General features: G+C 33.2%; 26 protein-coding genes and 1 tRNA gene. 4 read left to right on the forward strand and 23 right to left on the reverse strand.

Features of this window, described 5'->3' with window-relative positions:
• Positions 1–84 precede the first annotated feature (84 nt).
• Genes HYN86_RS02920 through HYN86_RS02930 form a run of 3 tightly spaced genes read right to left on the reverse strand, consistent with a single transcriptional unit; the run spans position 85 to position 2,928 of the window.
• On the reverse strand, positions 85–1,041 hold the full coding sequence (locus tag HYN86_RS02920) for a lipid A deacylase LpxR family protein (RefSeq protein ID WP_113676691.1): 957 nt from the start codon (positions 1,039–1,041) through the stop codon (positions 85–87).
• Positions 1,031–1,816 (reverse strand): monofunctional biosynthetic peptidoglycan transglycosylase, encoded by a 786-nt coding sequence (gene mtgA, locus HYN86_RS02925; RefSeq protein WP_113676692.1) that lies wholly within the window; start codon positions 1,814–1,816, stop codon positions 1,031–1,033. The genes HYN86_RS02920 and mtgA overlap by 11 nt, the downstream gene beginning before the upstream one ends.
• Positions 1,816–2,928, reverse strand: a complete 1,113-nt coding sequence (locus HYN86_RS02930) for an NAD(P)/FAD-dependent oxidoreductase (RefSeq protein WP_113679831.1) — start codon at positions 2,926–2,928, stop codon at positions 1,816–1,818. Before HYN86_RS02930 ends, mtgA begins: the two co-directional genes overlap by 1 nt.
• A gap of 262 nt (positions 2,929–3,190) precedes the next feature.
• On the opposite strand from HYN86_RS02930, the gene HYN86_RS02935 reads away from it, so the two are divergent.
• Together HYN86_RS02935 and HYN86_RS02940 are read left to right on the forward strand one after the other, a co-directional pair.
• Complete coding sequence (locus tag HYN86_RS02935; protein WP_113676693.1) at positions 3,191–5,092, forward strand: S9 family peptidase; 1,902 nt, start codon at positions 3,191–3,193, stop codon at positions 5,090–5,092.
• Between the two features lie 175 nt (positions 5,093–5,267).
• The gene (locus HYN86_RS02940; protein WP_113676694.1) at positions 5,268–7,703 is read left to right on the forward strand and encodes a hybrid sensor histidine kinase/response regulator; all 2,436 of its coding nucleotides are present in this window, start codon (positions 5,268–5,270) and stop codon (positions 7,701–7,703) included.
• Positions 7,704–7,731: 28 nt separating this feature from the next.
• On the opposite strand, the gene HYN86_RS02945 is transcribed toward HYN86_RS02940, so the two are convergent.
• The 12 genes from HYN86_RS02945 to pdxA form a co-directional block, all read right to left on the reverse strand.
• Positions 7,732–9,093: a sigma-54-dependent transcriptional regulator gene (locus HYN86_RS02945; RefSeq protein WP_113676695.1), complete on the reverse strand. Its 1,362-nt coding sequence runs from the start codon at positions 9,091–9,093 to the stop codon at positions 7,732–7,734.
• A gap of 128 nt (positions 9,094–9,221) precedes the next feature.
• Positions 9,222–9,518 (reverse strand): hypothetical protein, encoded by a 297-nt coding sequence (locus tag HYN86_RS02950; protein WP_113676696.1) that lies wholly within the window; start codon positions 9,516–9,518, stop codon positions 9,222–9,224.
• Between the two features lie 16 nt (positions 9,519–9,534).
• Positions 9,535–9,828: a PepSY-like domain-containing protein gene (locus HYN86_RS02955; RefSeq protein WP_113676697.1), complete on the reverse strand. Its 294-nt coding sequence runs from the start codon at positions 9,826–9,828 to the stop codon at positions 9,535–9,537.
• Positions 9,829–9,845: 17 nt separating this feature from the next.
• Positions 9,846–10,136 (reverse strand): hypothetical protein, encoded by a 291-nt coding sequence (locus HYN86_RS02960; protein WP_113676698.1) that lies wholly within the window; start codon positions 10,134–10,136, stop codon positions 9,846–9,848.
• Positions 10,137–10,165: 29 nt separating this feature from the next.
• A complete protein-coding gene (locus HYN86_RS02965) occupies positions 10,166–10,462 on the reverse strand; it encodes a hypothetical protein (RefSeq protein WP_113676699.1) in 297 nt (98 codons plus the stop codon).
• A gap of 75 nt (positions 10,463–10,537) precedes the next feature.
• Positions 10,538–10,834 carry a hypothetical protein gene (locus tag HYN86_RS02970; RefSeq protein ID WP_113676700.1) on the reverse strand — a complete coding sequence of 99 codons (297 nt, stop codon included), beginning with the start codon at positions 10,832–10,834 and terminating at the stop codon, positions 10,538–10,540.
• 356 nt (positions 10,835–11,190) lie between these two features.
• Positions 11,191–12,537, reverse strand: coding sequence for an acetyl-CoA carboxylase biotin carboxylase subunit (accC, locus tag HYN86_RS02975; RefSeq protein ID WP_057115163.1), 1,347 nt, complete (start codon positions 12,535–12,537; stop codon positions 11,191–11,193).
• Between the two features lie 110 nt (positions 12,538–12,647).
• Positions 12,648–13,133 (reverse strand): acetyl-CoA carboxylase biotin carboxyl carrier protein, encoded by a 486-nt coding sequence (accB, locus tag HYN86_RS02980; protein WP_113676701.1) that lies wholly within the window; start codon positions 13,131–13,133, stop codon positions 12,648–12,650.
• 23 nt (positions 13,134–13,156) lie between these two features.
• The gene (locus tag HYN86_RS02985) at positions 13,157–14,155 is read right to left on the reverse strand and encodes a beta-ketoacyl-ACP synthase III (RefSeq protein ID WP_113676702.1); all 999 of its coding nucleotides are present in this window, start codon (positions 14,153–14,155) and stop codon (positions 13,157–13,159) included.
• A 172-nt stretch (positions 14,156–14,327) separates the two neighbouring features.
• Positions 14,328–14,522, reverse strand: coding sequence for a 50S ribosomal protein L32 (rpmF, locus tag HYN86_RS02990; RefSeq protein WP_008465217.1), 195 nt, complete (start codon positions 14,520–14,522; stop codon positions 14,328–14,330).
• 9 nt (positions 14,523–14,531) lie between these two features.
• Entirely contained in the window at positions 14,532–15,074 is a 543-nt protein-coding gene (locus tag HYN86_RS02995; protein WP_113679832.1) for a YceD family protein, read from the reverse strand.
• 105 nt (positions 15,075–15,179) lie between these two features.
• Entirely contained in the window at positions 15,180–16,229 is a 1,050-nt protein-coding gene (gene pdxA, locus HYN86_RS03000) for a 4-hydroxythreonine-4-phosphate dehydrogenase PdxA (RefSeq protein ID WP_113676703.1), read from the reverse strand.
• A 57-nt stretch (positions 16,230–16,286) separates the two neighbouring features.
• Here pdxA and HYN86_RS03005 point away from each other — a divergent pair, with 57 nt between their 5' ends.
• Entirely contained in the window at positions 16,287–16,877 is a 591-nt protein-coding gene (locus tag HYN86_RS03005) for a riboflavin synthase (protein WP_113676704.1), read from the forward strand.
• A 32-nt stretch (positions 16,878–16,909) separates the two neighbouring features.
• Here HYN86_RS03005 and HYN86_RS03010 read toward each other — a convergent pair whose 3' ends face one another.
• The 7 genes from HYN86_RS03010 to HYN86_RS03040 form a co-directional block, all read right to left on the reverse strand.
• Entirely contained in the window at positions 16,910–17,164 is a 255-nt protein-coding gene (locus tag HYN86_RS03010) for a hypothetical protein (RefSeq protein ID WP_113676705.1), read from the reverse strand.
• A 390-nt stretch (positions 17,165–17,554) separates the two neighbouring features.
• Positions 17,555–17,974: a very short patch repair endonuclease gene (locus tag HYN86_RS03015; RefSeq protein ID WP_113676706.1), complete on the reverse strand. Its 420-nt coding sequence runs from the start codon at positions 17,972–17,974 to the stop codon at positions 17,555–17,557.
• Positions 17,975–18,017: 43 nt separating this feature from the next.
• Positions 18,018–18,749 (reverse strand): hypothetical protein, encoded by a 732-nt coding sequence (locus HYN86_RS03020; protein WP_113676707.1) that lies wholly within the window; start codon positions 18,747–18,749, stop codon positions 18,018–18,020.
• Positions 18,750–18,870: 121 nt separating this feature from the next.
• A tRNA-Ile gene (locus HYN86_RS03025) sits at positions 18,871–18,944 on the reverse strand.
• Between the two features lie 146 nt (positions 18,945–19,090).
• Positions 19,091–19,495 (reverse strand): methylmalonyl-CoA epimerase, encoded by a 405-nt coding sequence (gene mce, locus HYN86_RS03030; RefSeq protein WP_113676708.1) that lies wholly within the window; start codon positions 19,493–19,495, stop codon positions 19,091–19,093.
• Positions 19,496–19,505: 10 nt separating this feature from the next.
• On the reverse strand, positions 19,506–21,863 hold the full coding sequence (locus tag HYN86_RS03035; protein WP_113676709.1) for a hypothetical protein: 2,358 nt from the start codon (positions 21,861–21,863) through the stop codon (positions 19,506–19,508).
• A complete protein-coding gene (locus HYN86_RS03040; RefSeq protein ID WP_394336086.1) occupies positions 21,823–22,698 on the reverse strand; it encodes a hypothetical protein in 876 nt (291 codons plus the stop codon). The genes HYN86_RS03035 and HYN86_RS03040 overlap by 41 nt, the downstream gene beginning before the upstream one ends.
• Positions 22,699–23,001: 303 nt before the next feature.
• Between HYN86_RS03040 and HYN86_RS03045 the strand changes: the two genes are divergently transcribed.
• Positions 23,002–24,690 (forward strand): Ig-like domain-containing protein, encoded by a 1,689-nt coding sequence (locus HYN86_RS03045; RefSeq protein ID WP_113676710.1) that lies wholly within the window; start codon positions 23,002–23,004, stop codon positions 24,688–24,690.
• Here the strand turns inward: HYN86_RS03045 and HYN86_RS03050 are convergent.
• Entirely contained in the window at positions 24,687–25,454 is a 768-nt protein-coding gene (locus HYN86_RS03050; protein WP_113676711.1) for an amidohydrolase, read from the reverse strand. The two genes, HYN86_RS03045 and HYN86_RS03050, sit on opposite strands and share 4 nt — an antisense overlap.
• Positions 25,455–25,584 lie beyond the last annotated feature (130 nt).

A 25,584-nucleotide genomic window follows, 5' to 3' on the forward strand; every position in this document is an offset into this window, starting at 1 on the left:
TAAAATCTATTACAGATTTATTTGTCTAAATTTCAACGAATTTAGCATTAATAATCAAAACCTTAGAACGCCAGTTCAAAAAATCTACCTCAACAAAAATCCCATTCGAATCGATCCATAAAAATAACCGCGATTTGTGTCATTAACATCGCCTTTTAGTTCGCGTCCTCGGTAAAGGAAAGAATAGGAAATGTTGAAATTATTATAGCGGTATTTTAAACCAGCTTCACCATTAAAGCGAAGCGGCACCAAATCAAAAGTAATTGGACTTGTATCGTTAAACATACTTCCTTCTATTGTCGCATCGTATAACTGATAATTAACACTTGGCGCCATATAAAAATAAAACTCTCTGAAATTGGACTGTGCTTCTGAACTTATAGAAGCATCGTGCATATTCGAATCGTAAATCGGAATCAAACTTTTAAAACCGAATCTAGCCATAAATCCTGTGGAAACGCCTGTAAAAATAGTTCCCAAATTAGCTTCTGACTGAAAATGAAGATCTACAAAATCATTGTGCTTTGATGGAAACATTTTTTTCGAATACATGACATGAGCTTGTAAACCTAAAGCATTGTGAATTTGATTTTCCCAGCCATATACTTTTTTGTAACCAATGATTTTATGAAATCCTTCCTGTAATTCCTGCCCGAGAGCATTTGGCCCCACAAAACCTAATTGAAAATCGGTCTTTAAAACAGATTCGCTTTTATAAAAGAAACTTTTCCCTGCTTCGGCAAAAAGATATCCGGCAAAAGGGCGATCGTTTATATCAACTGCTTCTTCATTAATAAACCTCGGATTGTAAAGATATTGCCCAATTCTAAATTCGGTTATTTCTTTACTAATTTTTTCGTTGTTATTTTGAGTTATAAATCGGTAAAAAAGCTCTAAACCATTGGTATAATACATGTCATTTTTAGACGATGTATATAAATCATTATCTGATATAAAACCAATTTCTGAAGTTTTTCCTTGTCCAAAAGTCAACGCTGCTGTTAAAATCAGAAAAGCAAAAAATATTCTTTTACTTCTCATTCCCCTTATAATTTACTTTTTTTCCCACGTATCGCATTTCGCGTACAATTCGTTCTTTTCTTCTATTAATATAACTTGAAGAACCTGTAGCTTTAAATTTTCTCGGATTTGGAAGAATGGCCGCAATTCCTGCCGCCTGCATTGGTGTTAAACTCGAAGCGTCTCGACGGTACCAGTGTTCTGTTGCTGCATACGCGCCGTAAACACCGTCGCCCATTTCAATACTATTGAGGTAAACTTCCATGATGCGTTCTTTTCCCCAAATTAATTCTATTAAAACTGTAAAATAAGCTTCGAGACCTTTACGCAAATAACTTTTTCCCTGCCATAAAAAGACATTTTTGGCGGTTTGCTGCGAAATCGTGCTTCCACCTCGAATTCGGCGCCCTCGTTCATTGCTTTTATAGGCTTTTTGAAGTGCTTTAAAATCAAAGCCATTATGTGTTAAGAAAGTGGCATCTTCACTGGCAATAACCGCTTTTTGCAGATTCATTGAAATTTTATCAAGCGGCTCCCAATCGTGATCGAAATAAACTTCCTTTCCTCCCAATTTATTTTCGATTGCGCGAATAATCATTAAGGGTGTAAAAGGAACGGGCACATATTTAAAAAATATAACCGAACCAATTGATAATCCGAAAAACCATAAAGCTGCTTTTATAAAAAACCACTTAATTTTTTCTCCCAAAGATCGATTTCCTTTTTTAGGAGATGATTTTGGTTTGGGTTTCGCTGCGGTTGTTTTTTTTGGTGCTGGTTTTTTGGGTGCTGCCATTATATTAAATCTGCTAATTCTGTTCCTATTAAACTGCCTATTGCCACTCCCATTCCGCCTAAACGCACTCCACAAAACACGTTTTCAGACAGTTGAGAAACAACAGGGTTTTTACTATTTCCGACTCCCATAATGCCGCTCCATCGGTGCGCGATTTGAAAATCCTGATTTGGTAAAATTACATTTTTCAGCAAATCTTCCAATTTATTTTGAACAATTTTAGTTTGTCCAAATTCGGTCGTAGTTTCTGCTTCAAAATCTAAATTTCGTCCTCCTCCCAATAAAATTCGATTATCGATATTTCTAAAATAATAATAACCGCGATCTAAATGAAACGTTCCCCTGATATCTAAATTGTTAATGGGTTCTGTAATTAAAACTTGTGCCCTTGCCGGTTTTACAGCTCCGCTGGTTAGAGATCCCGCAAAACCATTTGTTGCAAAAAGTAATTTATGGGTTTTAAAACTAAAATCTTTCAGAACAACTTCAACATGATTTCCTGCATCTGCATAAGAAGTTACCGTTTGCTGATTTAGAATTAAAATATTGGCAGCAACTGCTTGTTTCAATAATTCCTGCATCATATTTCCGGTATCAATCTGTGCTTCAAACGGATTAAAAATCAAATATTCCTGAATATTTCCAAATCCGAAACGGTCTATTTCTTTAGAAAAAACATCTGCTTTGAAAAGTGGTTTTAGCACTTCATTAATAAAAGGAATTTTGGAAATACATTCATTGAATCCGAATTCATCTTCTTTCAAAAATAATTCATATCCGCCGTAAGGCTTAAAGTCAATTGCTGTATCTCCTAATCTTTTTCGAAGCAGCTGCAAACCTTTCCATCGCTTTTCAATTAAATGCACGACATCATCTTCCGAATGGGTTTTTAAATCTTCCATAATTTCAGAAAGACTTCCGAAACAGGCAAAACCAGCATTTTTTGTGCTTGCACCTTGTGGCAAAATACCTCTTTCGAGAACCAGAATTTTAGCCGTCGGAAATCTTTCGCGCAAGCGCAATGCCGTATGCAGGCCAACGATTCCGCTTCCTACAATTGTATAATCCACATTCGTGAACCAGTTTTTTAGTTCCCAATAGCTTAATTCCATTTTTTTTAAATTCCAATATTGGGTTAAATTACAATTTTTTAAATTCTGAATTTTAAATAAATTCCAATATTTTATTCCAAGGCTTCGGGACCAAATTTCGATTTTTCTCTTTAAATTTTCAATCACCACAATTTTTGGAATTTGGTCCCGAACCCTCGGGATAAAACATTGGAACTTTTAACATTTTTTGGGATTTGGAATTTAAAAGATTGGAATTTTATTGTTGTATTTTTAGCGCCACAAAAAATAGAATAATTTGATTATGAAAAAAGTAGTATTAACAACCTTAATAATGATGAGTTTAAACGCTATCGGACAGAATGTTATGTCACCGGAATTGTTATGGAAATTAGGAAGAGTGACACCTCTTGGCATTTCTAAAGATGCAAAAAATGTTATTTTTAAAGTTTCTACGCCTTCGGTAGAAGAAAATAAATCGACTTCTAAAATTTACACAATTCCTGTAAATGGAGGAAATGCAGTTGAAATTAAGGATACAAAATATATCTTGGCTGATAAAAACATTTCGCCAGACGGAAAATTTATCGTTTACAATGAAGAAGTAAAAATCGATAAAGTTTTAGGAAAAGATTTTTATCCAAAATTAACCAAATCTGATGCGCAAATTTATGATGGTTTAGATTACCGTCACTGGGATACTTGGAACGAGGGAAAATTTAATCACGTTTTTTATAAAGAAAACAAAGACGGTGCAAAAGGAATCGACATCCTGAAAGGTGAAACTTTTGATTCTCCGCAAAAACCTTTTGGCGGTGACGAAGATTACATCTGGTCGCCAGATAGCAAAAGCATTTTTTACGTATGCAAGAAAAAAGCAGGAACAGCTTATGCGATTTCTACCAATACAGATATTTATGAGTACAATTTAGAAACTCAAAAAACCACTAATAAAACCGAGGGTAATTTAGGTTACGATACGGCGCCTCAATTTTCTCCAACAGGAAATTTAACTTGGCTGCAAATGAAACGTGACGGTTACGAGTCTGATAAAAACGATATTATTGTTGAGTTTAAAGGAATCAAAACTAACTTAACAGCAAACTGGGACGGAACTGTAGATAATTTTATCTGGAGTAAAGACGGAAAAACAGTTTTCTTTGTAGCTCCAATTGACGGAACAAAACAACTTTTCTCTGTTAATTTTCCTGGTTTGACTAAAATCGCAATCAATGTTCGCCAGTTGACAAACGGAGATTTTGATGTGAATGATTTAGTAGGTTTTTCTGGAGATGACATTATTGTTACCAGAAGTGACATGAATCATGCTGGAGAGATTTTTTCTTTTAACTTGAAGAAAAATACTTGGAAACAGCTTTCAAACGTGAATACAGAAACGTACAAGTCTTTAACTTTAAGCAAGACCGAAAAACGTTACGTTACAACTACTGATGGCAAAAAAATGCTGGTTTGGGTAATTTTGCCTCCAAATTTTGATGCTTCTAAAAAATATCCAACTTTATTATTCTGTCAAGGCGGACCACAAAGTGCGTTGACTCAATCATATTCTTTCCGTTGGAATTTCTCTTTGATGGCCGCAAAAGGTTATGTGGTAGTTGCACCAAACCGTCGCGGAATGCCAGGACATGGTGTTGAATGGAACGAGCAAATTAGTAAAGATTGGGGCGGACAAGTTATGGACGATTATCTTTCGTCAATTGATGATGTTGCTAAAGAAAAATACGTTGACAAAACTCGTTTAGGTTGTGTTGGTGCTAGTTACGGCGGATATTCTGTGTTTTATCTAGCTGGAATTCACAAAAACCGTTTCAAAACTTTTATCGCTCACGATGGTGTTTTCAATACTGTTTCAATGTTAGGAACTACTGAGGAAGTTTTCTTCAACAACTGGGATTTTGGCGGACCTTACTGGGAAAAAGATAATGCTGCAGCTCAAAAAGCTTATACAACTTTCAATCCTGCAACTTTGGTTCAAAACTGGAATAAACCAATTTTAATTTTCCAAGGAGGTAAAGATTTCCGTGTGCCGATCGGACAAGGGCAGGAAGCTTTTCAGGCTGCACAGTTAAGAGGCATTAAAAGCCGTTTTGTTTATTTTCCAGATGAAAACCACTGGGTGTTGAAACCTCAAAATGCCCAAGTTTGGCAGGGTGAGTTTTTTAAATGGTTAGATGAAACGCTATAATTCATAAAAGGTCAATTTTACAGCCGTAGATTTTACATAATCTACGGCTGTTTTTATTTGCAGACCTTACAATTATGTAATATATTGGTAAATTTACTCTTCTGTAAAAAGATTTTTTTAGATAAATTGCATTACTTTACAATATTCCCAAATTTAGAAACATTTTCAGCAAAATATGGAGAGCAAAAGAAGTTACACGGCACTCAAAGTCTTATTCAGCTATGTTGCATTATTGGCTTTGGTTGTTACAGTTGGATGGTTTTTATATTCTGAAAATGTCGTTTACAACAAATTGGAAGATAAAATTGCTTTCGAAAAAACCAAAATTCTTAGAGTCAGCAAACTTTTCTCTAATGTTTATAAAACAGAAAGTTTAGCAAGACAGACTATTCAAAATAACTCCGAAAAAGATTTTAAAAATTATTTGATCGAGACAGATTCGCTTCGTCTTCGCATTGATACTTTAAAACAAATTGTTACTACAGAATATCAAAAAACGCTTTTGGATAGTGTGACTTATCTTTTATCTGAAAAAACTAAAAACATCAAACAGTTAAAAGAAATAAAGAATAAAGCAGACGACGAAACTTCTGTAAATAATGCTATTGACGAAATCACGAAGATGGAGTTTAATTTGAGAAAACTCGAACTTCAAGATTTTACCAAAAACCCAAATCAATTGGGAAGTTATCAGCGTGGTGTTTTACAGCGATATGTAGATTATCTCAATCAAAATATTCCGGACGACAGCACGAATACGTTGAGTAAAAAAGCATCGGATTCTATTTTAGCGAATTCTAAAAAGCTTTTGAGCACCGTAAAAATGAAAGCTGAAAAGAAAAAAGAATCCCTAAATTTCGAGGAGAATAAACTGCTTCAAAACGAAATGGCGATTTCAGATCAGCTTCGAAAAGTACTTCGAATTATCGAGCGAGAAATCATCATTAATTCCATAAAAAACAATTCATTAAAGGAAAAATCACTAAAAAGAGTCAACGAAATTGTAACCGCTTCTGCCGTTATTGGTTTACTGCTGACGGTATTTTTCTCTATTTTAATTGTTAGTGATTATTCAAAATCAAAAGCCTATAAAAAACAGCTTGAAATTGCCAATTTCAAAACCAAAAACCTGCTTAAAAGCCGTGAACAATTAATTTCGACCGTAAGCCACGATTTAAAAACACCTTTGAGTACGATTGTAGGTTATTCTGAACTTTTAGGAAATTCAGAAATTACTACCAAGCAGTCTTATTTCGTTAAAAACATTAAAAATTCGTCGGAATATATTACACAGCTGGTGCAGGATTTATTGGATTTTTCGAAAATCGAAGCTGGAAAAATTGCCATTGAAAAGGTTCCGTTTTTACTTCCTGAAATTGTGGAAGATGTTGCGAAAAATATCCAAACTGTTTACAAGGAAAAAAATATTGATCTTATTATTAATGTCGATGAAAAGTTTCAACAACGTATTGTTGGCGATCCTTTTAGACTAAAACAGATCTTGACCAATATTATTGGAAACGCTTATAAATTTACAGAAGAAGGTCATATTAGGGTTGCAGCTTATGAGAATGACACTAATACTTTTACAATTTCTGTTCAAGATACTGGAATTGGAATTGAGAAAGGAAATCAGAAATTGGTTTTTGAAGAATTTGCACAGGCAAATGAAAACATCGAGAAGAAATATGGCGGAACTGGTTTAGGATTATCCATCTGCCAAAAAATCATTTCTATCTTGGGCGGTACTTTAACTTTGGATAGTATTTATGGCAAAGGAAGCACCTTTAAAATTGAACTGCCATTAATCTTTGATAACAGTCAGCCAGCTGCAACTGAAAGCAAAAGCAAAACAGTAAAAAATAGTAAAAAGCAAACTTTTATTGTTGTCGATGACGATATTAATCTTTTGAATTTAACAAGCGGTGTTTTAAAACAGGAGCAACATCAGGTTTTTTCTTTTACGAATGCTTCTAAGGCCTTAGAAACTATTCAGCATACTCCTTTTGACTTTGTTATTACCGACATTCAGATGCCGGAAATTGACGGATTTTTGTTTTTAGAAAAATTACAAGAGCTTCCTGATACAATTTTCAAAAATCAGCCTGTAATTGCGTTAACAGGACGAACAGATTTGGATCTTTCGGTTTATAAAAATGCTGGTTTTACAACGGTGGTTAAGAAACCCTATTCACCAAAGATTCTGCTCGAAACTATTCAGCATATTTTAGACCATGAAGAAATTCCTGCCACGGAATTTTCAGAAACAACAGAGGATCAATCTTCACAAATGTATTCGTTAGATACTTTAAAGGATTTTCTTGGTCACGATGAATTGGCTTTAAAAGAAGTTCTAAAATCATTTATCGACAGCAGTGCAGAAAATATAGGTCTTCTGCAAACGGCGATACAAGAGAAAAATCACGAAGAAATTAAATCGATTGCACATCGTATTGCTCCAATGTTCAAACAAATTCAGGCAAATGAAATAGGCCAGATTTTAAAGAATTTGGAAAAAGAAGATTTGAATACTTTAGACTTGGATAATATGTTTATCGATTTAAAAGAAAAAATGAATGTTCTTTTTGATGAATTAAAACAAGAAGTATAAAAAAAGTAAAGCATTTAAAAAAAATGCTTTACTCTATATTGTATTGTTTCAATTTGTTATACAGTGTCTTCCTTGTAATTTTTAAGAGTTTCGCTGCCTCCGATTTGTTATTCTGTGCTTTTGATAAAGCATGAATAATAGTCTCTTTTTCATTTTCCGATAATGAAAACACATCGCTTCCTGACGACTGCTGTTTCTGAATCTGGAAAAATTCTGCCGGAAGGACATCACTCTCAATAAAATCTCCCCTAGACAAAAGAGTTGCACGTTTTACACAATTCTGCAATTCTCTTAAATTTCCTGGCCAGCTGTAATTTTGAAAAATAGCTACTACTTCTGGAGAAAATCCAATGATATCTTTATTTAACTGTTGATTTGCTTTTTCTAAGAAATAATCGGCAAAAACCATTAAATCTTCATCACGATCTTTTAAAGATGGAGACTGAATCGAAAACTCGTTGATTCTATGGTATAAATCTTCTCTAAAATCGCCGTTTTTTACTGCCTCGCGCAAATCTTCATTTGTGGCTGTGATAATGCGGATATCGACGTTTATTTCCTTATTGCTTCCAACTGGTTTGATTTTTCTTTCTTGAAGTGCTCTTAATAACTGGATTTGATTTTCGTATGAAAGGTTTCCTATTTCGTCCAAGAATAAAGTCCCCCCATTTGCAGCTTCAAAATAACCCATTTTATCACTTATAGCTCCTGTAAAAGATCCTTTTAAATGACCAAAAAATTCACTCGCAGCCAATTCTTTCGGAATCGCACCGCAGTCGACTGCAATAAAATTATTATTTTTTCTCTGGCTTTGCTGATGAATGCTTTTTGCAATAATTTCTTTTCCAGTTCCGCTTTCGCCGATAATTAACACAGACATATCTGTCGGACTAACTAATTCAATATGATCTAACAGTTTTTTAGAAGCCACAGAAATTCCTCTTACAAATTCACTATCTGTTGCAGCCGCTTTTTTAGCAGTTTTCTTTTTCGTTGGAACTTCAACTAATTCTTCTTCCTCTTCACCTATTGGAGCTTGTAATGCATTGGTAATAACTAGTAAAACCTCATCTGGATTAAAAGGTTTAGAAATATAATCGGCAGCGCCGTTTTTAATAGCTTTTACCGCAGTATTTACATCCGAATAGCCTGTCATTAAAATAACGGGAACATCGGGATACGAATTTTTGAATTCCGACATTAAAGCAATACCGTCAAAATCAGGCAGACGAAGATCTGTTAAAATCAAATCAAAAGATTCGTTTTTAACTGCAGTACGCGCCTCTGCAGCAGAGAACGCTATTGTTACATCGTAAGCTTTTTTAATTAGAAATTTTTCTAATAATTTACAAAACGCGATGTCATCTTCTATCAATAATATCTTCGGCATTTGAGTTTAGGGAGTTTTTTGCTAAAATAAGACTATTAAAATTGTATTTTCACAAAATTATGCAAAAAAAAAGAGATTGCACGCTGCAATCTCTTTTTCACCAAAAACATAAATCTAAATTCACCTAATTATATTTTCAACCAGTTACCATTGACATCTGAGTAAACAGTAGCCTTTTGATCTCCAACTGATATATCGAGTTTATACTCTTTTTTTTCGTTTACAAATGCTTTCTCCAGTTTTGCTCCTGGATAAGCTGTCTGCAAGGCTGTTTTTACAGCTGCAGGCACAGCATCTGCAGCAACTTCTGTGTATTCTGACTGAACAATCACAGTAGTATTACTATCTTCTGAAACTGGCAATACATTTGCATGAATTGACATTGTTCCCAAAAGAATGACTGCTGATAAGATTACTTTTTTCATGATGCTGATTTTTTAATTATTTTTTGATGATGTTACCAGAAGCATCTGTAAAAATAGTATACTTCTTGTCTCCATTTGAAATTTCAAGTTTGTACTCGTTTTTCTCGTTTTTATAAGCTTTTTCAAGCTTTGTTTTCGGGAAAGATTTTTCAACTGTTGACTTCACTGCTGCTGGAACAGCATCTGCAGCTACTTCAGTAAACTCATCTTGAATAAGTACTGATTGAGAAATCGCAATTGCTGGCAGTATAGCGGCATTAACCGATAAACTTCCTAAAACAATAGCTGCTGATAAGATTAACTTTTTCATAATATTGTGATTTTAAATTATTTTTTGAGAATGTTACCAGAAGCGTCTGTAAAGACAATTGACTTTTCACCTCTAACAGTGATCTCAATTTTGTACTCCTTTTTGTCATTTACCCATGCTTTTTCAAGCACTACACCAGGATAAGCCTCGTCTAAGCCTTTCTTTACAGCTGCCGGAACTCCGTCTACTTCTTTATATCCATCCTGATCATTAACTGCCTGTACCATTGGGCTGGTTACAGCAGTGGTTTCTGCGTGCATCGACAAACTGCCTAAAACAATTGCTGCCGATAGAATCAACTTTTTCATAGTAATAGTTTTTAAGGGTTAGTTTTAGATTATTTTTTAATCCAAGTTCCGTCTGCGTTTGCAAAAAGATTTCCTGTTTTATCTCCAACAGTTACTTCTAACTTGTACTCAGATTTTGTGTTTTTAAATGCTTTTGTAAGCACTGCATCTGGGTATGCTTTTTTAAGAGCATCTGTTACTGCTGCTGGAACCTCTTCCAATTTAATTTCTGTATAATCATCTTGGATAGAGATTGTTTTTACGATAGTATTTGAAATTGGCGAAGTTGAAGCAAATGATGTTAAACCTCCCAAAACGATTGCGGCTGATAAAAATAAATTTTTCATGATAGTTATATTTTAATATTGTTAATTTTATTTTAGTATTCTTGAACTGGATTTTCACACCAATCTATATTTAGATTATTTTTTAATCCAAGTTCCATCTGCATTAGCGAAAAGATTTCCAACTTTGTCACCAACAGTAACGTCAAGTTTGTACTCTGATTTTTCGTTTTTATATGCTTTTGTAATAACTGCTTCTGGATATGCTTTTTTCAAAGATTCTGTAATTGCAGCTGGTAATTCTTCTAATTTGATCTCTGTGTATTCGTCTTCAATAGAAATCGTTTTAACGATTGTATTTGTTACTTGTGTATTTGAAGCGAATGAAGTTAAACTTCCTAAGACAATTGCGGCTGATAAAAATAAATTTTTCATAACGTATATATTTAATATTAATAGTTGTTTACGCTTTAGGTAATGAAATTATTATGCCGTAATGGAAAAGAAGTGTGCCAAACCCTGCAAAGCCTTATATTTAAAGGATTTGCTCAAATATGCCAAAAAATGGAAAAAAGGAAAAAGTGTGTAAAAGCTAAAAAAGGTGTGTAATAAGTAAACACTTAAAGTGTAACCTTAGAAGAAATTTCAAATTTTAAAATTCCAAAGTTGGATGCTTGAGTTTTTCAAATTATAAATTCCAAGTTTTGGAATTTGGAGTTTTTTGTATTGGAATTTTAAATAAAGTGCTTAAAAAAGAAAAAGGCTGTCAAAAAAATTGACAGCCTTTATAATTATTCTGGATCTTTCATTTTAAATGTATCCATAAATGCAGTTGTATAATCTCCTGCGATATATTGTGGATCATCCATTAATTGTCTGTGGAAAGGTATTGTAGTTTTTACACCTTCAATTACGAACTCATCTAAAGCTCTGCGCATTTTGCTGATAGCTTCTTCACGAGACTGCGCTGTTGTAATTAACTTAGCAATCATAGAGTCGTAGTTTGGCGGAATACTATAACCTGAATATACGTGAGTATCTAAACGTACTCCGTGTCCTCCTGGCATATGAAGCGTAGTAATTTTTCCTGGTGAAGGGCGAAAATCGTTATAAGGATCTTCAGCATTAATACGACATTCAATAGCGTGTAATTCTGGAAGATAGTTTTTACCAGAAATTGGAATTCCAGCAGCAACCATAATCTGCTCACGGATCAAATCATAGTCAATAACTTGTTCTGTGATTGGATGCTCTACTTGGATACGAGTATTCATTTCCATAAAATAGAAGTTTCTGTGTTTGTCCACTAAAAATTCTACAGTTCCAGCTCCTTCGTATTTAATGAATTCAGCAGCTTTTACAGCAGCTTCTCCCATTCTTGTACGTAAGTCATCTGTCATGAAAGGCGAAGGTGTTTCTTCAGTAAGTTTTTGGTGACGGCGTTGTACAGAGCAGTCTCTTTCAGAAAGGTGACATGCTTTTCCGTAAGAATCTCCCACAACTTGAATTTCGATATGACGTGGTTCTTCAATAAGTTTCTCCATGTACATTCCGTCATTTCCAAATGCTGCAGCAGCTTCTTGACGCGCACTTTCCCAAGCTTTTAAAAGCTCTTCTTCTTTCCAGATGGCGCGCATTCCTTTTCCACCACCACCAGCAGTAGCTTTCATCATAACTGGGTAACCAATTTCTTTAGCTACTTTTTGTGCATGTTCGTAAGATTCTAATAATCCGTCTGAACCTGGTACACAAGGAACTCCTGCAGCTTTCATTGTAGCTTTTGCAGAAGCTTTATCACCCATTCTGTCAATCATTTCTGGAGCAGCACCAATAAATTTAATTCCGTGCTCTTGACAAATTTTAGAGAATTTAGCATTCTCAGAAAGAAAACCGTATCCTGGGTGTATTGCATCTGCGTTTGTAATTTCTGCAGCTGCAATGATATTTGACATTTTCAAATACGATAAGTTACTCGGAGGAGGACCAATACAAACCGCTTCATCAGCAAATTTAACATGTAAACTTTCTGCGTCGGCTGTAGAGTAAACTGCAACAGTTTTAATTCCCATTTCCTTACATGTACGAATTACACGAAGTGCAATTTCTCCTCTATTCGCAATTAATATTTTTTTAAACATCTTATTGTAATTAGATAATTAGACAATTTGATAATTAGATAATTTTAGATGATTAACAAAACTTATATTATGAACCAATCTAAAATCTAAAATCTAAAATCTAAATTTATTTATGATGGATCTACTAAGAATAAAGGCTGGTCAAATTCTACTGGAGACATATCGTCAACAAGAATTTTTACAATTTTACCAGAAACTTCAGATTCGATTTCGTTGAATAATTTCATTGCTTCAATTACACATAGAACATCTCCTTTTGATATACTGCTTCCTACTTCTGTAAAAACTGGTTTGTCTGGAGATGGTTTTCTATAAAAAGTACCAATGATTGGAGATTTTATAGTAATATATTTAGAATCGTTAGCAGCTGGTGCTTCTGGAGTTACATTTACAACTGTTGGAGCCGTAACTTGTGGAACTGCCGCTTGAGGTAAAGCTGCCTGAGCAGGTAATTGCTGTACGTAAGTTGCCTCAGTTACATTTGTTTCTAAAGTTGTTCTGATCGTGATTTTTACATCATCCATTTCTAACTTCACTTCTGCAACGCCCGAATTTGCAACAAATTTGATTAGGTTTTGAATTTCTTTTAAATCCATAATGATTCGTTTTTAGTTTTAATTTATTTCTTATCGTAAGCCCATTTTAAATAGATAGATCCCCAAGTGAATCCACCACCAAAGGCAGCAAAGATAACATTATCTCCTTTTTTAAGCTTATTTTCAAAATCTGCCAATACTAATGGTAAAGTTCCAGAAGTTGTATTACCATATCTTTCGATATTTACCAATACTTTAGATTCGTCTAATTCTAATCTTCCTGCAGTAGCATCAATAATACGTTTGTTAGCTTGGTGTGGCACTAACCAATCTACATCTTGATTTGTCAAATTATTTCTTTGCAAAATCAATTCGCTGGCATCTGCCATATTAGTTACAGCATATTTGAAAACAGTTTTACCGTCTTGCATAATATTGTGCTGTCTGTTTTTTACAGTTTCTTCACTAGGCGGAATCAAAGAACCTCCTGCTGGAATTTTAAGGAAGTCGCGCCCTACACCATCACTTCTTAAATATTCGTCCTGCAAACCAAGCCCTTCATAATTTGGTTCGAAAAGAACTGCACCAGCTCCATCACCAAAAATAATACAAGTAGCTCTATCTGTATAATCTACAATTGATGACATTTTATCGGCACCAATTAAAAGTACTTTTTTGTAACGTCCTGACTGAACATAAGCTGCAGCAGTAGACATTCCGTATAAGAAACTTGAACATGCCGCCTGCAAATCATATGCAAAAGCATTTGTAGCTCCAATTTCTGTTGCAACATACACTCCTGTAGAAGCCACCATCATATCTGGTGTTGCTGTTGCCATTATAATCATATCGATCTCTAAAGGATCAATATTTGCTTTTGCAATTAAATCTTGCGCTGCTTGTATAGCAAGATAAGATGTGCCTTTATCGGCATCTTTAAGAATTCTTCTCTCTTTAATTCCTGTTCGAGTGGTAATCCACTCGTCATTGGTATCAACCATTGTTTCTAGAACTTTGTTGGAAAGTACAAAGTCAGGAACGTAAGCGCCAACAGCGGTAATAGCGGCTGTGATTTTATTCATTATATTCTATTATTTCCTTTCAAATACTGCGATTTGAAAAATTTTTAAAAGACTTGAAAATTACAAAAAAAAACGTAGCGATTTTGTCTATATTTTCTTAAAAAACAAAAATTATAACCAACAAAAAAAACTCTCACTATGTGAGAGTTCTAGTATAATTTACAAAAACGTATTAAGCAACCGCTTCAGATTTATCGATAACAACTTGCCCTCTGTAGTACATTTTACCTTCATGCCAGTAAGCTCTGTGGTATAAATGCGCCTCACCTGTAATAGGACATGTAGCGATTTGAGCTACAGTAGCTTTATAATGTGTTCTTCTCTTATCTCTTCTTGTTTTCGAGGTTTTTCTCTTAGGATGTGCCATTTTACTATATTATTTATCCGTTAATAGTTTCTTTAATTTTTCCCAACGCGGGTCAATATCTTCTTCTTTATTACTCTCTTCCTTTTGTTCTTTTACACTTAGTTCATTCAATTTTGTCAAAGCTTCGGTTTGTAATGTACCGTCTTTAACCCCTGGATGAATTCTTTTTTGAGGCACCGAAAGTGCAATCATTTCATAAATGTATTGTGACACATCTAATTCATGTTCTCCATGCGGCAAAATCAACAATTCTTCATTATCATTATTGAACTCGTCTCCAAAGCGAACAATCAATTTCATTTTCCCTTTTATAGGAAGATCAAAATCTTCGCCTGTTAGATCACAAGGCACATTTACAGTTCCTTTGTGTTTGAATTCTAACTCTAACATGGTGCTTTTCTTTTCGAAAACCAAATTCACTTTAATATTTGAACTTTGAAACTCTTCGTAATCAAAGTCCTTAAAGAACGTGTTATTTATTTGATACTCAAAATGGTGTTTTCCTAGTTTTAATCCTACGAAAGGAATTAAAAATTCTTTTGTTTTGCTCATTTCAACATCAATTTGATCCATTCAGTTCTATAACTAGATGTCTGAATTGGGGTGCAAAGATATAAAATTATTATAAATCTAATAATCTTATTCACCTTTTTTTGTTTATAACTGTTTTTCTTTTATTTTAAGAGGTTTTTGGCTAATCTCCTCATACTGATTACGCGAGCGAAAAATGTCTATTGCAAGATAGACTGCCTCTGTAAATGAATTGTGATCTGCCATATCTTTTCCAGCAATATCGTAGGCTGTACCATGATCTGGCGATGTTCTAACTTTATCTAAACCTGCTGTATAATTAACTCCTTTTCCAAATGATAGTGTTTTAAACGGAATCAATCCTTGGTCGTGATACATGGCTACAATAGCATCATATTTTTCATATTGACCACTTCCAAAGAAACCATCAGCAGGAAATGGACCGAAAACCATTGTGCCAGCATCGAATAATTTTTTTAAAACCGGTTTTAAAACCAAATCATCTTCTTTTCCAATCACACCGCCGTCACCAGCATGCGGATTCAATCCTAAAACTGCAATTTTTGGCTTCACTATGCTAAAATCCTGAACTAAAGATTTACGTATAGTTTCTATTTTTTTCGTGATTAATTCTTCTGTTAAATGAGAAGCAACCTCATTCAACGGCACGTGATCTGTAATAAGACCTACTCTTAAATTATCCTGAACCATCATCATAAGCGCATTGCCTTGTAATTCTTGATCTAGATAATCTGTGTGCCCCGGGAATTTAAACCCTTCAGATTGTATATTATACTTATTAATAGGTGCTGTTACCAAAACATCTATTTCGCCATCTTTTAAAGCTTTTGTCGCTGCCGTAAAAGATTTTATAGCGTACTCTCCTATTTTTGGATCATTTACCCCAAAATTAACATCTACTCCTTCTTTCCAAAGATTCAAAACATTTACCTTTCCGGGAATGACTTGATCCAATTTATCAACTCCATGAAACTGAACGGTAGATGTAAAACTTTTTTTAACGAATGAAAGAATTTTAGCATTGGCAAAAATAACCGGCGTACATAATTCTAACATACGAGAATCCTCGAATGTTTTCAGTATAACTTCGCTTCCAATACCGTTTAAATCTCCTACTGAAATTCCAACAATTATATTTTCTGCTTTTTTATTCATGAGCTCAGTTTATTTATTACTAATTTTGATGTGCAAATTTAGTAAAATAAAACCACAATGTTCACAGGAATTATAGAAACACTCGGTAGGATTCACGAAATTCAAAAAGACCAAAACAATCTTCATATAACAGTTGACTCTTCGATCACAAATGAATTAAAAATAGACCAGAGCGTTTCGCATAACGGAATCTGTCTTACAGTCGTAGCCGTTAAAGATTCTTTTTATACCGTAACCGCAATAGACGAAACCATTTTAAAAACCAATATCGGTGATTGGAAAACCGGTGATATAGTAAATCTAGAAAGGGGAATGAAACTCGGAGATCGCCTAGACGGACACATTGTGCAAGGACACGTGGATCAAACGGGGACTTGTACCAAAATTGAAGAAGCTAACGGAAGCTGGAATTATACTTTTGAATATGATAAGAACCTAAATAATATTACAATAGAAAAAGGTTCTATAACAGTAAACGGGGTAAGCCTTACAGTTGTTAATTCTAAGGAAAATGAATTTAGCGTCTCTATTATTCCTTATACTTACGAGCACACAAATTTTAAAGATTTTAAAGTTGGAACAAAAATCAACCTTGAGTTTGATGTAGTTGGAAAATATATTTCGAGATTATACTCAATCAACAAGTAGTCAATTTAAAAACTCCAAAAAAAAGCTTCAATCTAGATTGAAGCTTTTTTTGTTTGGTTTCTATAGATTACGACTGCTCCTAAAGCTAAACCGCTAATCAATAAAATCATCATATTATTATCTATTGGAAAAGTTGGCATACCAGGATTATCATCCTCAAGATCATCATTATCCGTACTAGTAGCCATACGCGCATTTGGTGGCGGCGGTGTGCTGCCTGCAGACACAATTGAAATATTAAATAGTATTAACGCAACTGCTAAAAAAGGGGCTTTTAGATTTTTCATAAATTCAAGCTGTTATACACAGCAAGCTATAAATTATTAACATATATACTTTAATAGAAATTTCGCACAAATGCTATTTTTACTGCAAAATCTTGGACAAAAGTAGAAGTTTTTTGAAGAAAAGCAACTTTTAAAACAAAAAACATATAACAAATTTTAACACTTTTTTCATCAAATTACTTAATCCCTTTCTGAAAACGTTGTAGACGATAAAAACCTCATTTTCATCACTATTCATTTACTAAACAGCCTTATAAGAATTTCCTGATTTTAAAAAAAACAAACATAATTGTAAATCACATTAATAGACATATATTAATGAAGTACGAAAAAAAGTAGAGTTTAGATTCTAATCTTGCTTATACGCTTGTTTTTCATTTAAAAAGAAATTTAACCTTTTAAAGTCTGGAGTATCTCTTCAATTTTAGCAATACATTGATCTAATTCTTTTTGAACTTGCTTACTCCAAAATCGTATTATAGTCCAATTTTGCGAAAGCAAAAAAGCATTTACTTCTTCGTCCCGCTTCCTATTTCTTTCAATCTTCGGAATCCAATATTCCCGATTTGATTTAATTCGCAGCTGCTGTACTTCCCAATCTTTCCCATGAAAAAATTCGCTGTCAACAAAAATTGCAACCTTGTATTTGGCAAAAGTAAGATCAGGCTTTCCAAATATCTTTTTATTATTTTTCCGATATCGGTAACCTAGATTCCATAATGCTCTTGCCAGCCTTACTTCATCTTTTGTCTCGGTGCTTTTTATTGCCTGCATATTTTTTCTCCGCTGTTCGGGAGTTAAATTATCCATCGTTCATTAAGATTAAATTTGTTCTATAAAACATAAATTTAATCTATTTTTCTTTCAAACCCGAATACAAATTCTCTAAGTGATGTAAATCTCCCGATTGAATATAATAATTCCCAGCATCCATTTTGGTTTTAGTATTCAATAAAGCATTTTTAGGAATAATATATTGATTTTTAACAATGTATCGAAACGTTGCAATCGAGAAACAACCTGGAATATCATAAAACCAAATCAATTTTTGAACTTCATGCCATAAATTTTCTTTACTTTCTACAGCTTTCTTTAAAACATATTTTATATCAGGTTTTATTCTTACCAAAACAAAGAAGTCATAAAACGAGTTACTTAAATTGCCTTGATTTGGAATATATCTTCCTTCTAAATCCCAATCTTTAGTTTCCAAGAGAAATAGATTAGAAAAAAAGGCAGCCGATTTCACGCAGATAAATTTTCCGTTTGCTTTTAAATCGGTTTCATCCCAAATTCCTTTTCCATGAATGCTAAAATCAGGAGATTCTACTTCGATGTTTTGAAGTTTTAAATCTTCATACAGCACAATTTCTGCTAATTTTCCTTGAAATGTATTCTGAAAAATTTCTTTTTTCGTCCTATTCAATTGTCCGCCCGATCTACAAATTCTATGAAATCCTTCTCCATAAACCATTTCAAAAGCAAAATCAAAAGCCTGTCTTATAAACAAAGAATCAACAGCACTGCCTTCAAAACTCTTTTTTGAAGTGATGAAATAATTATTTTCTTTTTGCCGCAATTTCATGATTCTATCTGATGTAAAAGTAAAGTATACATTTTTACATAACAGAATAATACTACAAATTATTTTACAGCAATAAAAAAAGCCCCTACATTGCTGTAAAGGCTTTCTATTTGTAAAGAAGTGGTCCCACCTGGGCTCGAACCAGGGACCACCTGATTATGAGTCAGGTGCTCTAACCAGCTGAGCTATAGGACCGGTTTAGAGGATGCAATATTACTACTATTTTTCATTCACTCCAAATATTTTAAGACATCATTTGTATTTAATTTTAAATCTTTTGCTGAATTTCAAAAACGAAATTGATTTTCAATGTCTTATTTAAAAATTAAAATGACATTTTTTTATTTAATTTCCTGACAAAGCTCCACCAAAACACCATTTGTGTTCTTCGGATGCAGAAAAACAACCAATTTATTGTCGGCGCCTTTCTTTGGAATTTCATTTATCAGTACAAAACCTTCTTTTTTGAGGCGGATAATTTCTGCTTCGATATCGTCAACGTCAAAAGCAATGTGATGAATTCCTTCTCCTTTTTTTTCCAAAAATTTAGCAATCGGACTTTCTGGATTTGTTGCTTCTAGAAGTTCGATTTTATTATTACCGGTTTGAAAGAAAGAAGTCAGTACGCCTTCGCTTTCTACAGCTTCCATTTTATAAGATGGAACGCCCAGCATTTTTTCGAACAAAACATTGGCATCATCCATGTTTTTTACTGCAATTCCGATATGTTCTATTTTGTTTACCATTGTTCAAATTTTATTGGTTCACATAAGTATTAAAATAACCGCATTCTGCAATTACATCTTGATAATACTTCGTATCTGAATAGTCTTTCTTTAAAGCTTTGAAAGAATTCCAAGCAATAAAATTAACCTTATCATCTTGAATTTCCCAATAGCTGTTTATGGCGCTGTACTTTTTATTGTAATAATCATTTCGTTCGCATTTTGAAATCAGATACAGACATTTCGCTTTTTGTTCTTTGTTTGACGCCGCTTCAAATGCTTTTTGGTAATACATTTTCGAAACTGAATTATTGGTAATCATTTCTTTCATCGTATTTCTAAACGAATACGGACTCGAACCATAACCCACGATATTAATTTCGTAGAAAGTTCTTCCGTTACCGAAATGAGAAATATTATAAAAAGCATTTCCTAACAAAAGACTATTGGTATACACATCTTCTTTCTGCGCCAATTTTTCCTGCATCGATTTTATCGTAGTCAGAAAATCCATGTAGGTATATTTTCTTTTTTGATAAGCGACATGATCACAATCGTGGCAGTCTTTAATGCTTCCGTTGAACGGATTTCCTAAAAATTTATAATATTGAACTGAATCTGCCTGCTTCAAATATTCGATCGCTTCTGGAATTTTGTTTTTGAAAGCTGCCTGAACAGCCTGAAAATTATTAATATCTTTCAATTTCAAACTATAAATTCCAGCGCCAATTTTCTCAATTTCTGTTTTATTGGTTTTTTCTAAAAAAGCTTTCATTGCCAGCAATTCCTTTTCATTATCATAAAATGAATTTCCATCGTTCCAATAGCTGTAACGCGATTCGTTAAACAATTCTGCCATTACTGGATTTGACTTTGCTTTGTATAAAGCTGCCAAATAATTTTTACTCCATTGAAAAGCATTTTGATAACGGAACTCACTTCCCTTATAAGTTTTTGGCAGCTCAAAATAAATCCAATTTAGGTCTGCTAAAACGGTTTTTACATTGTTATCATCTAGTTTATCTATTTTGCTCAAGTTATTTACAAAACGCAGTAATCGAATCTGATAACTTGCCAGTTCCGTTTTTGGCAGCGTTTTGACTGCTTTAGTATAATTCTTGTCTGCATTGGCATAATCGCCTTTTAGCGTTTGAAGATAGCCTATTGCAATATCCCACAAATATGGTTTTTCTGTATTTCCTGCGGCAGAAATTTTAGCAATTAAATCCAATGCACTTTTATCAATCTTTGCTTGATTTTCACTTTTATTTTCTGCGATTGTCTGAGGTTTCATAGGTTGATTTTCACCTGCATTCTGCTGAAAAGAATTATTTATTTTTTGCTCCAGCGAATTCACCAATCTTGTTGCCAGATAGTTTAAATGTTCGCTTTTTGGATCTAATTCATAAATCTTTTCGATTGCCTGTTTTTCATCTTTATAATAACCATGAATTGCCCACAGCGCTGCTTTCTCACTATTATTTTTAGCCATTGCTAAAGCTTTAGTCCAATCTGTTTCATTTTTCGGACGAAAACTATACGCAGTTACAACACGTAATTCTGGACATTTATCAAAAACCTGTGCATATAAATAATTAGAAACCGCATATTTTTTCTGCTGGTAATTGATTCCGGCAACATACGCCAATGCACGATAATACAAAGTATTTTTTGCAACAGAACTTTCTGTTTTATTAAAAAACTCAATTGCTTTTTGTTTATCATTACTATAAAAACGAGCCTTCATCGTTAGAAACCAATATCTGTTTTTCAAAAATGGATCTGATAAAGTATTGTACACATTTTCGATAGATTGAATCATCTTCGCATCATTGAATGTTTTTGCTACAACTGGATCGTAACTCCAGTAATCTTCTCCAATAGAAACCGTTTCAATTTTTTGAGCCAAGTACAAGAATTCAATAAAACTCTTAATCTTTTCATCTTTCAAATTGATCTTTTTTCCCCATTTCTGCGAACTCTTATTTTCTTTTTTGCTTTTATAAAAAACATGAAGATCTGTAATTTCTTCTTTGTTTTTAATCGCATTTTTATCCTCAGAATAATATCTTGGTTTTTCGTCGCCAATCAAAAAATAATTTACCGTCGTAGTGTCCACTTTACCTTTAAGGTAATTGGCCCAATCCGATTTTATGTTTCCGTTAAAACGGGAATTGTGCTGGGTATCAAAACCAATTCCGTAAAAAATTCCTCCTGACAAAAACAAAGGAGAATACGATTTGTCTGCAAACGTTTCTGGCGTAAAATTAGAATTGTAACCAAAGAAATCCCAGTCGTCTCCGCCGGCGCAGGCATAAATAATTCCGTACATCGAAAGTAAAGCGAGGCTAAAACTCAGAAATAACTTGTTCAAAAATATTCTTTTCATAATTGTTTAAATTGAATTCGTCTAAATCGTAAAATATAATTTCTTTTGGTTTTTGCGGCAGATTTTCATCCAGATCTTCCGCCATTTCTTTTAAATCTTTTGTGCTGATTTCTTCTATTTTCAGCAAATCTTTCTCTTCGTAAAAAACACCATTTTTATAATTAGATTGTTTTGCTCTAAAAAAAATCGGGCTTATTTTTTCAAAATTCGAATCTTGAAGTAATTCTTTTATATTCATTTTCGACCGAAGTCCGATTACTTTATTATTTCTAATATGAACTCCCCAGGAATAAATAGGAAGCGCCAAATCAAGATGAAGCGGATATTTTTTCAAACTCTTCAAATATTTTGAAGCCGCTTTTTGATCGTAAATCGAATTAAGTGAATCTGGCGCAATCGATCCCATGTTGTAATACATTAAAACTCCGGAATCGACATTTGGGATTTTTGTTTTTTTGAAATATTTGACTTGATGCAGTCGAATTGTCGCCGAAAGTTTCTTTTTCGATAGTTTTTTAAAAACTTCCACAAACTTCAAATAATTGTCTTTGCTGTTCAATGTCCAATCGCAGTCAATTTGAATTTCTTCGCAAGAAATTTTATTCTTTTGGTTGATTTGTTCTATAAAATCAAATGTTTTTTGAGCTAAATCCTTTACATCTAATTTTGGTTCCAGCATTACTTTATTCTGAATAAAGACAACTGGAACAATCTTATATTTTTGAGGATTCTCTTCAAAACGAATTGGACTCACAGGAATTGGAGCTTTTGCTTCTGGATGAAGTCCAATATCAAAATACCTTATATACAGTTTTTTGACATTATTTTGACTCAAAATTTCTTTTTCAGTTTCGGAAAGTTTGAATATTGTTTTCCAATAATAAAAAGAAACAATAGGCTTTTCATTTTTATTACAGGAGAGCAGTAAAAAAAGGCATACAATTGGAAAAATTCGCTTTAACAAAACTTAGGAAATTACATTTGAAACCAAAAGTAAGAAATTATGACTGCTTAAAACATTGGAAAGGATAAAAAATACAGCAGAAATGCAAAAGTCTTAAATCCTAATAAATGGATAAAAAATTTCAATTAAAGCAAATATAATCGTTATTTTGTGCAATCAAATTGAAAAACCGTTATGTTGAAAAACACTCTAAAATATATTTCTTTTATAATTTTAATCTCAATGATCAGCTGCGCTAAAAGAGGCAGTATTACAGGCGGTTTAAAAGACACTTTGGCTCCTGTTTTAGTATCGAGCTTTCCTGAAAACTACAGCACAAATTTTAAAGGAAATACTATTACTTTAAATTTCGATGAATATATTAAACTGAAAAATACCAATAAACAGTTAATTATTTCTCCTCCGTTTAAAAACGAACCTATTATTACTCCTACTTCTGTTAGTAAATTTATAAAGATTGAAATTCGAGATACTTTGCTGCCAAACACTACTTACAGTTTAAATTTTGGGCAAGCAATTCAGGACAACAACGAAGCAAATGCTTTAAATCAATTCAAGTATATTTTCTCGACTGGTTCGCATATTGATTCGCTTAAACTGAACGGAAGAATTAAAGATTCTTATGAAAAATATGTAGACAATTTTGTTTCGGTAATGCTTTACGAAGTAAACGACAAGTTTAAAGATTCTGTTATTTACAAAGAATTTCCGCGCTACATTACCAACACTTTGGACAGTATGAGAACTTTCCAATTTGAAAATCTTAAAGAAGGAAAATATCTTTTGGTTGCATTAAAAGACAAGGGAACCAATAATAAATTTAATCCAAAAGATGATAAAATTGGGTTTTTAAAACAATACATTACGATTCCAACAGATACTGTTTACGAGTTAGAATTATTTAAGGAAGTGCTGCCTTTAAAAGCATTTAAACCAATTCAAGCTTCTGGAAACAGAGTATTACTGCCATACGAAGGAAAACAGAATTTTAAAAATGCTAAACCAAATATTGTTCTTAAAAACGGAAACGAAGTACTGGAAACAATCGTAACGCAATTCCCTAAAAAAGATTCGCTTCAGGTTTGGTTTAAACCTATAAAAGTCGACTCGTTATCTATGGAAGTATCAAAAGAAAATTACAACAAAAAGTTTTCTTTTAAAATTAAAGCACTAAAAAAAGATACTTTAAATATTAAGTCTGTACAAAATGGCCTGATTAATTTTAGAGAGCGTTTTACATTGGAATCAGAAACTCCATTGGTAAAATTTGATAAATCTAAAATTTCATTGGTTAATAAAGATTCTACAGCTGTTGATTTTACAACAGAATATGATGAATTTGACCAAAAGTTATATGTTGATTTTAAGAAAGAGCCTTTAGAAAAATACAATTTCACGTTTCTGCCAGGCGCTTTGACTGATTTTTACGAAAAATCAAACGACACTTTATCTATAAAATTAACCACTAAGGAATTTGAAGATTACGGAAATCTGGTATTGAATTTACGAAATGTAAAACGTTTTCCAATCATTGTTGAAATCACTAATAAAAAAGGAGACAATGTACTGGCAAGCGAATATTCCGAAGGAGAAACCAAAATCGCATTTAATCTGCTGGTTCCAGAGGAATTTACTGTTCGTATTATTTATGACGACAACAAAAATAAAGTTTACGACACTGGAAACTTCTTAACCAAAACCTACTCTGAGGAAGTGTTTTATTACCAGAAAGGCGTAGATGTCCGGTCTAATTGGGATGTAGAAGAAACTATTGATCTTAGTGTTCCTTTTAATCCAGAAGTCGAGAAAAAACAAGACGATAAAAAGAAAAAAGAAGCAGAAAAGAAACGGAAAGCGTTCTAGATTTTAATTTCGAAAGTATCGCGGTCACCTAGAAAATTAAGTTTTCTTCTGGTTTCCAACATTATATTTTTATCCAATTCAGCCACAAAAACACCTGTTGTTTCTTGTGGCTTTATTATATAATTTCCCAAAAAATCAATTAGCTGCGTGTGTCCGTTGTGCTCAAAATTATTATCATCAAAACCTATCCTATTTACACCGGCTACATAACTTAAATTTTCGATGGCACGCGCATTTAACAGAGTGTCCCAAGCATTTACTCTAACTTTTGGCCAATTGGCAACATACAACAGAAGATCATAGTTTTCGACATTTCTAGCAAAAACAGGAAAACGCAGATCATAACAAATTTGAAGACAAATTTTCCAATCTAAATAGTTAACAATTACTTTCTGAGTGCCGGCAGTGTAAAACTCGTCTTCTCCCGCCAGCGAAAACAAATGTCTTTTATCATAATATTGAAAATCTCCTGACGGAAAAACAAAAAACATTCGGTTATAAAATGAACCGTTTTCTGTAATAATTATACTTCCTGTTATTGCAGCGTTTTTTTGTTTCGCTTTTAATTTCATCCATTCAATGGTTTCACCGTTCATGGTTTCTGCAGCCTCCGCAGCATTCATGGTAAATCCCGTTGAAAACATTTCTGGAAGTACGATCAAATTTACTTCAGAATTGATTTCATTGATTTTGAGATCAAAATTTTCTCGGTTGACAGCCGCATTTTCCCAGGTAAGATCAGATTGGATTAAAGCAATTTTCATTTCAAATTATTTTTATATAAAGGTAGAAAACATCAGCCTATTCTTTAGTTATAACTGACTAATTTTAACATTACCATTGCAAAAAAAATGCAGTTTTTGCAAAAAAAATGCGATGTGTGAAATTATTTTA

The organism is Flavobacterium fluviale, from assembly GCF_003312915.1.
Classification (GTDB): Bacteria; Bacteroidota; Bacteroidia; order Flavobacteriales; family Flavobacteriaceae; genus Flavobacterium; species Flavobacterium fluviale.